This is a genomic window from Nitrospinota bacterium (assembly GCA_016217735.1).
Lineage (GTDB): Bacteria > Nitrospinota_A > UBA7883 > JACRGQ01 > JACRGQ01 > JACRGQ01.
On the sequence record JACRGQ010000050.1, the window covers coordinates 1 to 11,208 of the forward strand.

At 58.8% G+C, this 11,208-nt stretch carries 11 protein-coding genes; 6 read left to right on the forward strand and 5 right to left on the reverse strand.

All coding sequences use genetic code 11. The features are described from left to right. The first annotated feature begins 229 nt into the window (after nucleotides 1-229). From HZA03_08410 to HZA03_08430, 5 genes are read left to right on the forward strand one after another with little or no spacing between them, the layout of a single operon-like run. Nucleotides 230-2,647 carry a HEAT repeat domain-containing protein gene (locus HZA03_08410; protein ID MBI5637976.1) on the forward strand — a complete coding sequence of 806 codons (2,418 nt, stop codon included), beginning with the start codon at nucleotides 230-232 and terminating at the stop codon, nucleotides 2,645-2,647. Nucleotides 2,648-2,662: 15 nt separating this feature from the next. Further along, the gene (locus HZA03_08415; GenBank protein MBI5637977.1) at nucleotides 2,663-2,995 is read left to right on the forward strand and encodes an STAS domain-containing protein; all 333 of its coding nucleotides are present in this window, start codon (nucleotides 2,663-2,665) and stop codon (nucleotides 2,993-2,995) included. Between the two features lie 34 nt (nucleotides 2,996-3,029). Further along, nucleotides 3,030-3,878, forward strand: a complete 849-nt coding sequence (locus tag HZA03_08420; GenBank protein ID MBI5637978.1) for a protein-glutamate O-methyltransferase CheR — start codon at nucleotides 3,030-3,032, stop codon at nucleotides 3,876-3,878. Between the two features lies 1 nt (nucleotide 3,879). After that, on the forward strand, nucleotides 3,880-4,938 hold the full coding sequence (locus HZA03_08425) for a chemotaxis response regulator protein-glutamate methylesterase (GenBank protein ID MBI5637979.1): 1,059 nt from the start codon (nucleotides 3,880-3,882) through the stop codon (nucleotides 4,936-4,938). Between the two features lie 36 nt (nucleotides 4,939-4,974). Beyond that, nucleotides 4,975-5,343 (forward strand): response regulator, encoded by a 369-nt coding sequence (locus HZA03_08430; GenBank protein MBI5637980.1) that lies wholly within the window; start codon nucleotides 4,975-4,977, stop codon nucleotides 5,341-5,343. Nucleotides 5,344-5,395: 52 nt separating this feature from the next. Here the strand turns inward: HZA03_08430 and HZA03_08435 are convergent, their stop codons facing one another. The 4 genes from HZA03_08435 to HZA03_08450 form a co-directional block, all read right to left on the reverse strand. After that, nucleotides 5,396-6,061: a TrkA family potassium uptake protein gene (locus HZA03_08435; protein MBI5637981.1), complete on the reverse strand. Its 666-nt coding sequence runs from the start codon at nucleotides 6,059-6,061 to the stop codon at nucleotides 5,396-5,398. Nucleotides 6,062-6,065: 4 nt separating this feature from the next. Further along, a complete protein-coding gene (locus HZA03_08440) occupies nucleotides 6,066-7,487 on the reverse strand; it encodes a potassium transporter TrkH (GenBank protein MBI5637982.1) in 1,422 nt (473 codons plus the stop codon). A 4-nt stretch (nucleotides 7,488-7,491) separates the two neighbouring features. After that, nucleotides 7,492-8,559: a mannose-1-phosphate guanylyltransferase gene (locus HZA03_08445; GenBank protein MBI5637983.1), complete on the reverse strand. Its 1,068-nt coding sequence runs from the start codon at nucleotides 8,557-8,559 to the stop codon at nucleotides 7,492-7,494. A gap of 65 nt (nucleotides 8,560-8,624) precedes the next feature. After that, a complete protein-coding gene (locus tag HZA03_08450; protein ID MBI5637984.1) occupies nucleotides 8,625-9,086 on the reverse strand; it encodes a phosphatidylglycerophosphatase A in 462 nt (153 codons plus the stop codon). Between the two features lie 228 nt (nucleotides 9,087-9,314). On the opposite strand from HZA03_08450, the gene HZA03_08455 reads away from it, so the two are divergent. Further along, complete coding sequence (locus HZA03_08455; protein MBI5637985.1) at nucleotides 9,315-10,445, forward strand: tetratricopeptide repeat protein; 1,131 nt, start codon at nucleotides 9,315-9,317, stop codon at nucleotides 10,443-10,445. 423 nt (nucleotides 10,446-10,868) lie between these two features. On the opposite strand, the gene HZA03_08460 is transcribed toward HZA03_08455, so the two are convergent. Next, the gene (locus HZA03_08460) at nucleotides 10,869-11,096 is read right to left on the reverse strand and encodes a DUF2283 domain-containing protein (GenBank protein ID MBI5637986.1); all 228 of its coding nucleotides are present in this window, start codon (nucleotides 11,094-11,096) and stop codon (nucleotides 10,869-10,871) included. Nucleotides 11,097-11,208 lie beyond the last annotated feature (112 nt).

The window sequence follows — 11,208 nt, forward strand, 5'->3', positions numbered from 1 at the left end:
GGCGCTTTACGACGTAACGGGAAAGGAGGTAAAACAGACAAAAAAGAAGGCCGCTTGAAAAAGAATCACGGCTAAGGTAATTTTGGAAAACCGGACAAGTAATGTGCTCCAAAACCGGACATTTCTATTTGCTCGCAACAGTCCCCTCGCATGGCGTGCTTTTGGGTATAATGCCTTGTCGGTAAACGATGCGTTTTTTCAACGGATGTAGCAGGGGGGCCGCGGAGGAGTGGACGAAATTGAATTCCACATAGGGCGCTTGCGGGCCCCGGATTTCCCCACCCGCCGCCAGAGCGCCGAACTGCTGGGCGAGTTCGGCGATCCGCGCGCCGTGAAACCATTGCTGCGGATGCTGGGGGACGATTACTGGCAGGTGCGCAATACCGTGGTGGACGCGCTCCTCAAAATCCGCGACCGCTCCACCATCGGCGCCCTGCTGGAATGCCTGCGGGACGAAGACCCCGGCGTGCGTAATACCGCCATGTCGGTGTTAAACGAAATGCGGGAGGACGTCGCCGCGCCGCTCGCCCGCCTGCTGGCCGATGATCCGGCGGAGGACGTGCGCATTTTCAGCGCCAATACGCTGGGGCGGCTCAAAACGCGCGAAGCCGTGCCGGGCCTCATTGAAGGGCTCAAGGATGCCGATGAAAACGTCCGCTATGCCTGCGCCGAAGGGCTGGGACGCCTGGGATATCACGATGCCGCCATGCCGCTGTTGGCGGCGATGGAGCGGGAGGATGTTTGGGCCAGGTTTCCTTATATTACGGCGCTCGGCCTCATTGGCGACGAGCGGGCCTGTCCGGCGCTCATCGGCATGCTCGAAGACGAGGTGCTTTCATTCCCGGCGGTGGTTGCGCTGGGGCAGATCGGCGATATCGCGGGACTGCTGCCGCTGGTGGCGTTGCTGAAAAAAACGCGGGATCCCGCGGCGCTTCGCGCCTGCATTGCGGCAATCGCCTGCATCAAAAAGAAAACCGAATATTTCTCCAAGGTCGAACGGCAGGCTTTCTTCCATGACCGCGCCGCCGAGGCGGTAAAAAACATCGACGCCAGCCACATCATGGAAACGCTCATCGAGATGCTGCACGGGGGAAATGGGCAGGAAATCTCCGCCGCCCTGCTGATGTTGCGCCGGACCAAAGGAAATATGCCGGTGGAACGGCTGTTCGATTTGCTGGAAGACGAAACGCTGGAAGAGGAAGTGCGCGACATCATAGCGCGGCAGGGGGCGGCCGCATTGCCAGCCGTCCGCGGCGCTTTGGCGCGGCCCGGCACGCTGAACGTGAACCAGCTGCTGCGCCTCCTGGGAGTTTTGGGAGATGCATGGGACGCCACGGCCGTCCTGCCGTTTCTGGAATCGCCGGAGACCGAGGTGGTCTGCGACGCCCTCAAATGCCTCGGCATGCTGGAAGACGACGCGCATTTCGACCTGATGACGCGGTTTCTCGCCGCCCCCGCTGAAAGCGTGCGCAACGCCGCGGTGGGGGGGATATCACTGCTGGAGAAAACGCCCGCGGTAACCCGGCGGGTGTTTGATCTGTTGAAATCGGAGGATGGCCTGGTCCGCCGCGGCGGCTACCGGATACTCGGTTTTCTTTCCTCGTTGCAAACCGTGAACCACCTGATGGATGGTCTCGCGGATCGCGCGGCCACGGTGCGCGCCGCGGCCGCGCAATCGCTGGGGTATGTGGGCGTCGCCCACCGCGCGATGCTGGAGCGGCGCGAATGCCTGGAGGCGCTGGAACGCCTTACCCTGGACGAGGATCCGGCGGTGCGCATCGAAGGGGCGTTGGCGTTCGCGCGCATCAACCAGCCCGGCGTGCATACCCTGTTGCTGGATATGCTGGAGGAAACCAATCCCGCGGTGCGCGACCATGTGATCCGCGCCGTGGGGCGCTGCCGGTTGAAACAGGCCGGGCCGCGGTTGCTGGCGCTGCTGTCCGCCGAGAAGAACCCGGAGCAAAAGATATTCCTTTGCATCGCGCTGGGCGCTTGCGGCGGCGGGGAAGCGCTGCCGCTGCTTGAAGAACAGTTGGACGATCCCGCCGCCGAGGTGGCGGCGGAGGCGGTGCTGGCCATCGCCGCGGTTGGCGGCGAAGCGGCGGTGGATCGCCTGCTGCCGTATCTTGACGACCCAAGCTGGATCGTGCAAGACGCGGTGATTTGCGCGCTGGCCGGCATCCCGGTGCCCCGCTGCGCGGTGGCGGTCATCCGCTTTATGGAACGGCTGAAAAATGACGCGAACCGCGGCCTTTTGTTGCGCGCCGCCATCCGGACACTGGGACGCATCGGGGGCGCCGCGGAAATTGAAACCGTTCTCGGATTCCTGGGCGACGAAACGTGCCAGTACGAAGCGTTTGGCGCGGTGTGGCGCATTGTGCAACGAACCGGCTTTGGCATTCGGCCCCGCGATCTGGCGTCCCCTGCGGCGCGGCGGCTGGCCTGCACCGCCGCCGCCGTTTCCCCCGCGGCGGAGACCGCGGCGGAACTGGCCCTGATGCTGGAGGATCCGTACCCGTCGGTGCGGCGCGCGGCATCCCTGGCGTTGCAGGTGCGGAATGACATCGGCGCGGCGGCGCGGGCGCGGCAACGGTGCGCAAATGACGGCGATTTCTGGATGCGGGAAACCGCGAAAACCATTCATTGATTCGGAGGGATGCACGTGAAGATCATTCAGGAAAATTTTGGGAACGTACGGCTTTTGCGGCTGGACGGGAAGCTGGACGTACACTCAACCCCCGCCGTGCTGGAATTGGTGAATAACCTGATCGACGGCAATCAGGTCAACGTGGTGATTGATATGCGGCAGGTAAAGCTCATCTCCAGTTACGGCGTCGGGGCGATGGTCACCATCCTCAAGAACATCCGCGAGCGGGGAGGACACCTGAAACTGGCGGCCCTGCGTCCCGAAGTGAAGGTGCCGTTTGAGGTCACCGGGTTGATGCCGCAGTTTGAAATCCACGACAGCGTGGAAAACGCGATTAACAGCTTCTAACGGCGATAACGGAAAAACGGGAGAGGCGGCGGCATTGGCATTCCAGATGTCCGAAGAGGAATTAGCCCTCCTGACGGGGTACATCAGGGATCACACCGGCCTTGTATTCAGCGGCCCCCAGGAGCATCTGTTCCACAGGCGGGTAAAAAAGCGGATCGACGCCAACATGCTGCAGAGCGCCCGCGAATACTACCATTTCATCCGCTTCGACCCGAAGCGCGGCGACGAGATGCGCGAACTCATCAACCTTATCACGGTCAACGAAACCTATTTTTTCCGCGAGACTCCGCAGATGGCGCTTTTCAAGGAAGAGCTGCTCCCCCTGCTCAAGGAAAAAAACCGGCGCGAGAAGACGCTCCGCATCTGGAGCGCGGCCTGCTCCAACGGGGCCGAGCCGTACAGCATCGCGATTCTCATCAAGGAATCCGGCCTGTTCGACGGCGGGGATTGGCGCGTGGATCTGTACGGCACCGACATCAACGCCGAGGTTGTCCAGGCCGCCCGCCTGGGGCTGTATAACGCAAACGCCTTCCGCGGCATCGACGAGGCAATCCGGGAAAAATATTTTTCCCTGAAGGAGCCGGGGGTGTGGGAACTGGATCCCGGCATCCGCCGGATGGTACATTTTTCACTGTTGAACCTGTACAATCCGGCGCAGATAAAGCTGATGCGCAACATGGACGTAATACTGTGCCGCAACGTCATGATCTATTTTGACGCCGAGGGAAAAAAACGGGTGAGCGAGCACTTGTACGAGGCGCTCCGCCCCCTCGGCTGCCTGGTGATCGGCCAAAGCGAATCGCTTTTCAAGGTCACCACGTTCTACAAGATGGCGCCGATGGGCAACGTGCTGGTATACCAGCGTCCGGCGGCGGAGGACTGACATGGGCGATACGCCGCGGATACGGGTGCTGGTGGTGGACGACTCGCCGTTCATGCGGATGGCCATCTGCCGGACGCTGGAGCCGTCGGCCGCCATCGAGGTGGTGGGCCAAGCGCGCAACGGCGTGGAGGCGCTGGAGAAGGCGAAGGCGCTGGAACCGGACGTGATTACGCTCGATGTTGAAATGCCGCTGATGGGCGGGTTGGAGGCGCTGAAAGCGGTCATGGCCTGGCACCGTCCCATTCCGTGCGTGATGGTGAGTTCGCTCACCACCGAGGGGGCCGAAATCACCCTCTCCGCGCTGGACGAGGGGGCGATTGATTTCATCACCAAACCCTCCTCGCTGGCGGGGATGGACATTGGCCAGATGCAGCGCGACCTCGTGGATAAAATCGTGGTGGCCGCGCACATCCCGCCCGCCCGGCTCAAAGGACGCATCGGGCCGCCCAAGGCGCGCGCCCCCTTGCGGCTTGGCGCCACGGCCGGGAAACGGGGGGTGGAGGTGGTCTGCATCGGCATATCCACCGGCGGGCCGCCAGCCCTGCAACGGATTATTCCGGCCCTGCCGGTCAATTTACCCGTGGCGGTCGTGGTCGCCCAGCATATGCCCGCCGGTTTCACCAAGTCGATGGCCGAACGGCTAAACAGGACGAGCGCCATCGAGGTGAAGGAAGCCGAGGAAGGCGATATTATTTCCGCGGGGAGGGTTTTGGTGGCCAAATCCGGGATGCACCTCGTTTTTAACGAGAAGTACGGCAAGAAGATCGCCCATATAACACACCGCCCTGAATCGGAAAGTTATTTCCCCAGCGTCAACGTGCTGTTTGAATCGGCGGCACATTTCTTCGGCAACCGGACATTGCCGGTGGTGATGACCGGCATGGGAACCGATGGCACCGAGGGGTTGAAGGCGCTGAAAAAACAAGGCGCGTTCGCCATGGCGCAATCGGAGGAAAGCTGCGCGGTGTACGGGATGCCAAAATCGGCCATCGAAGGGGGGCTGGTCGACCGGATCGCGGGACTGGACGATATGGCTGGCGCGATAATCGAGGAATTGTGAGGCGGCAATGGGTATAATAGGCCGGACATGAGCAAAATGAAGACGGTGCTTATCATAGACGATTCGCCCACCTTCCGGACGATGGTGAGCTTCGCGCTGAAAAAAATCGCCAATTTCAAAAACGAGATACAGGCGGCGGACGGTTTGGAGGCGCTCGACGCGCTCGCCAAAAACGACGTCCACCTGATGATCTGCGACGTGAATATGCCGAACATGAACGGGCTGGAATTCCTCAAAATGGTGAGGAGTGACGAAAAATACAAGCGTATCCCCGTGATCATGCTGACCACCGAGGGGAAGGATGAGGATCAGGAGCGGGCCATGAAGCTGGGGGCCAATGCCTATTTGAACAAGCCGTTTAAGCCGAACGCCCTCAAAGCGGAAATCGAGCGCCTTCTCCCCTGAGCGTTGCCTCCACGTCCGGGAGTGTATAATGCAACGGAAAAATAGCGGGCCGTCAGGCCGAGGCCTGCTCCATCTTGCGCAGCGATTCATCCGTGCCCAGAACCACCAGAATGTCCGATTCCTTTATCACGGTATCGGGGGACGGGATCAAATTTACCCGCTCCGGTATCAGTTCCTTTATGGCGATGATCTGTACGCCATAGAGATTCCGCAATTGCAAATCCTTGATCGTCTTGCCGAGGAACGGCTGGATGGGGGCCAACTCCATGATGGAGATGCCCGGCGACAGCGGCAGGTAGTCCAGCAGATTGCGCGATGAGAGGTTGATCGCGAGCCGCTGGGCCATGTCCTTTTCGGGGAACACCACTTGGTGGGCGCCGATAATCTCGAGTATTTTGCGGTGGTCTTCGGATATCGCCTTCACAACAATATCCTTCACCGCCAACTCCTTGAGGTGCAACGTCACCAGCACCGAATGGTCGATGCGGGTGCCGAGGCTGACGATGGCGGTATCGACCTCCTGTATGCCAAGCGACATCAGCGTTTCCTTGTTGGTGGCATCGGCGATGATCGCCTGGGTGGCGTAGTCCTTTATGCCCTGCACCGTTTCCTTATCCACGTCGATGGCGATTACCTCGTGCCCCCTCTCATAGAGAAAGCGGGCGAGGTAGTGCCCGAATTTTCCCAGGCCGATGACCGCGAAACGTTTTAACGCCATGCGCCTAGCCTACCATAACCGATTCTTCGGACAACTGGTAAAGCCGCGCGCGCGCGCGGGCCGTTACCGCCAGCGCGATGGTGAGCGGTCCCAGCTTGCCGACCATCATGAGGAGGATGATGAGCATCTTTCCCATGCCGGAGAGCGATCCGGTGATCCCCATCGAATACCCCACGGTGCCGAAGGCCGACACCGCTTCGAAGACGATCTCGAGGAAATGGCCATGCACCGAGCGCGCCGCGTGGCCGGCCGTTTCCCCTTCCGTTATCAGCAACATCGTGATGAAAGTGAGCAGCAGCGCCACGGAGATGGAAAGGATGGCGATGGCGCGCGACAGGGTTTGCTCCGGGATGGCGCGGTTGGCCACATGCACCGCCTCGAAGCCGCGGGCGCGCGATACCGCCAGCGCCGCCATGATGGCGAACGTGGTCACCTTCACCCCGCCGCCGGTGGAGCCGGGAGCCGTGCCGATGAACATGAGCAGGATGATCATGTTGAGCGTGGTATTGTTAAGATCGGCAAAATCGACGTTCTGGAAGCCGGCCGTGCGGGCGCCGACGGAGTGGAAAAAAGAGAGCATCAGTTGATCGCCAAACGGCCGCCCTTCCAAGGTGTTGTTCAGCTCAAAAGCAAAGTAACCCATCATGCCCAACCCCACCAGCAGGGCGGAGTAGACCAGCACCACCCGCGTCTGCAACGACCATGACTGCCGCGGAACGGCTTCTTCCCCCTGCCGGGCGAACATCCGGCGCAGCCGCCCGGGAATCAGGCCGTGCCGCCGCCGGTATATCTCGCTGATGGTGATGAAACCCAACCCCCCGGCGATGATGAGTCCCGCGATGGTGAACTCCGCCACGGCATCCTTCTCGAAGCCAATCAGGCCGTTGGGGAAGATGGAAATGCCGGCATTGCAGAATGCCGCGACGGAATGGAACATCGCCGCGAAGAACGCCTTGCGCCACCCCATTGTATGCGCCCAATCGGCGGTTAAAATCGCGGTTCCCAGCGCCTCGAAGCTGAACATGAGGAACAGCACCGCCTTCATCAGTTTTTTAAAATCGATCTGGTGCGAAATGGAGAACGAATCGAAAAATACGCCCGACCCGCGCATGGATACGGCCCGGCCAAGCATGATGGTGAATACCGACGAAACGGTTAAAATTCCCAGCCCCCCCAGTTGAATGAGAACCATAATCATCACCTGGCCGAAAAAGGTGAAGCTTTCCGCCACGTTGACGGTGGAAAGCCCGGTGACGGTGATGGCGGAGGCGGATATGAAAAGCGTGTCGATAAACGCCACCGGCTTGAGCTGCGCAACCGGCAAACGGAGCGCCACTCCGCCGATAAAAATGGCGGCGGCATAGAGCAGGATTACCCAGTGGGACGGTTCGAGCCGGCGCCGTATTTTTTTACCAAGTTCATTCATGGCGTCACAGATAGCGGTTGAGGCCGCGGCGCTCCATCTCTTCCACGAGGTTTTTGATCTCCTGCGCTTTTTCTTTCCGGGTGATGAGAATGGCGTCATCGGTCTCCACCACGATGAGGTTTTCCACACCCAAAAGGGCAACCAGCTTTTTGGATACGACGGTGTTCCCCTCGGCGGAAATCGGGACGATATCGCCACCGCGCGCGCGGTTCCCTTTTTCATCCGCCCGCCACAACTCGTCGGTGGCGCCCCAACTGCCGATATCGCTCCAGTTGAACGAGGCGGCGATGACCGCCGCCTCTCCCGCCAGCTTTTCCATGATGCCGTGGTCGATGGAGACCGCCTCGGCGGCGGCGTAATATTCGTTGAGGTCTTCCGCGCCCTTCTTCCCGTTGGCATAGCGTTCCCACGCGGCGAAAAGGTCCGGCAGATGGCGGCGCATTTTTTCCACATACACGTCGGCGCGGAAAACGAACATGCCGCTGTTCCACAGGTAGCGGCCGGTGCCGAGATAATCCTTGGCCTTCTTGAGGTTCGGCTTTTCCTTGAACGAGGCGACGCCGAATGCGCGCCCCTCCAGCTTTTGGCCCACTTCGATGTAGCCGTAGCCGGTTTCGGGGCGGGTTGGGCGGATGCCGAAGATGGCGAGCGCCCGCCGCGCGTCGGCCAGCCGCGCCCCCTCTTCGAGGTCAGCCAAAAATTTATCGCGCGGCTCGATGATGTGGTCGGAGGGAAGCACCGCCATGATGCCGTTCGGATCTTTATCCAGGATGTGGGCGGCGGCCAATGCGATGGCGGGAGCGGTGTTTTTACCGGCCGGCTCGACAAGGATGTTTTGCGGCGGGATGTCCGAAAGAACTTCCCTCACTTCATCGGCGTGGCTTTGGGCGGTCACCACGAACAGCCGCGCCGCACTGGCGAGCGGCATCACGCGGTCGGCGGTCTGGCGCAACAACGAGGTGTCGCCCAAAAAATTAAGCAGATGCTTGGGCCGCGCCTTGCGCGACAGCGGCCAAAACCGCGTACCCCGCCCACCAGCGATGATAACCCCAAAAAGACGATCCTTGAACACGCTAAGCCCTCCCGCGGATATTTGTCAGATTATATAGGGAACGGCCCGCCCCTTTTCCCCAAAAATCAAACGGTCAAAAGAATAATGTGCAATGCCGCCAGCGCCAGCAGGCCGGCCGCCACATCGTCCAACATGACCCCCACCCCCCCCTTGAGTTTCTCCAAGGCCGACATCGGCCAGAATTTTGCCACATCAAACAGCCTGAAAAGTCCGAATCCGGCCAGAACCGCCCACCAGACGGGAGGCGCCATAAACAGGGCGATAAGCTGCCCCGCGATTTCGTCTATCACTATATGCTTTGAATCTTTTTGGCCGAATAGCGTTTCGGCCCGCCCTGAAACCCATATCCCCAAAATGGTGACCGCCAGCGTAACCGCCACATAGACGGGCCAGCCAAGCGGCAACAGAAGAAAATAGACCGCCACGCCGACCACCGATCCGGCGGTGCCGGGGGCAACGGGGCTGTAGCCGGAATAAAACCCGGTGGACAGAAAAAGGACCAGCCGGTCGGAAACGGTTTTCGGCATTGGCGCAGTTTAACACACGGGGCCGGAAATATTCCGCGTTGGCAGGGTAGACTATCAGGGAGCCGCGGAATGATTTTACTATCCGCGGCGGAAATGGCCTGTAGGCTACTGCCTGCCATTGCCCCCACCCGGTTTGTCATTCCCGCGAAGGCGGGAATCCAGTATTGATACTATGTCTGGATTCCCGCCTTCGCGGGAATGACAAGAGATGTGATAGGATTTATATCGATGTTGAATAGAAATACATTCCCCGCTTCCCTCTTCGGCGTGGCGTTTATCGCCGCACTTTTGACCGCCGATACCCAAAGCCATGCGGCAATGCAGACCTTTGAAAAGGAGTACACCTATACCGCCAGCGAGTTGGATAGCAAAAGCAGTTGCCGCGCCATAGCCCTTGAACAGGTGAAACGGATACTTTTGCAGGAACTCGGCGTATATGTGGAAAGCGCCTTCAACGATAAAGCATCCACCGATGGAAGAACCAAGGACGAGGTGCGGCGGGAAATAACCACTCTCTCTGCGGGAGTGGCAAGCACCGAGGTGGTGGAAGAAAAATGGGACGGCACTACATACTGGCTGAAAGCCCGCATCAAGGCCGACCCGGATGACGTTGCAAAGAAGATTGAGGCGTTGCGTCAGGACAAACAGAAAGTCGCCGAGCTTGAGGAAAGCAGGAGAAAGGCCGCCGACCTTTCGCTGGAACTGGAACGGATGCGAAATGAACTCGACGCCACAAAGTCCGCCCTCGACAAAGCCGAGCAGGCAAAGCAATATAACGATACCGCCCAACATCTAAGCGCTACGGATTGGTATGAGAAGGGAAAAAGCGAGTATTTTTTTGAAGCGTCATTCAAGGACAATATTAAAAATGCCATTGTTGCTTACACAAAGGCGATAGAGCTTAATCCTAAATACACAGAGGCCTACTGGGCTCGCGCAATCGATTACGGACTACTAAACGATTATCAGCGGAAGATCGAAGACTTTAACAAACTAATAGAGCTTGAACCGAAAAATCCGGATTTATTCGTCTCTCGCGGAACCGCTTACCTCGTGGTTGGTGATAATAAGCAAGCAATTAGGGACATCACGAGGGGGGTAAAACTTAACACAAATGATTGGGCGGCCTACTACAATCGTGGAATTGCTTATGACAGGCTTGGCGACTACCGGCGGGCGATTAAGGATTACAGCAAGGCGATAGTCCTAAAGCCGGACGCGGAAGCCTACTCTAAGCGCGGCTTAGCTTATGACAAGCTTAGCGACAACAAACGGGCGATAGAGGATTTTAAAGCCGCTTCGCGACTCGGCTGGACACCCGCACAGGAAATTCTTAAATCCCAAGGCATTCAGTGGTAAGGGTTGTATGAACTTTGTAAAGATGAAAAGGGAAAGAATTGGCATATGCAACCTATGCCTTAAGAGTGCACCACTTAGCTGGGATCATGTGCCTCCGCAAGGTTGGGGGGAGATGGGGTCGGGTCTTGTTTTGTAGCATCGTGGTTTCAGGCGTACCGGAGCTTGCCTTTCGGCTGGTTGTGGTTGGTACAACAGGATTCATCCTGTTGCGCGGCCTGAAAGGCCGTGGCCTTCTTCTTGCCGCTGGCGCGGCAACCACAGGTTGCGGTCTTTCGACCATTTCCGCCGCGGATTGAATTGCCAATTCCGCGGCTCCTTAAACCTGTGGTACCAAAAGCGAAAATGGAGCGGGGTCTCGCAACGTGGCCGCGTGGTTTCAGGCGTACTGGAGCTTGCCTTTTGGCTTGGGGGTAGGGCGGCGGATTAAGCGGATTTTCCCGTCAAGGTTTTAATCTTGGACGGCAACGCGCTCAACTCAAGCTCTTTCAAATCCATGTGCTTGGCGGCTTGATCGATATCAATACCGGTTAGATGCCCGTTTTCATCAAAATCGAGAACGATCCCATCTTCAATTTCGCGGCTATCCACCGCTTTTTTGGCGCTTAAGTCGATATAAAGCGAATCGGTTTCCGCGTAATATTTAATCTTCATGGTTTAAAAACTTCCGCGTAGCCCACGATGTCACCGGCCGTTGAGTCCGAAAGTAACCTTAAGTGCGTTATTCACGGTATTAAGGCCCGGCAAAATGCCAAGCGTTTTGTCA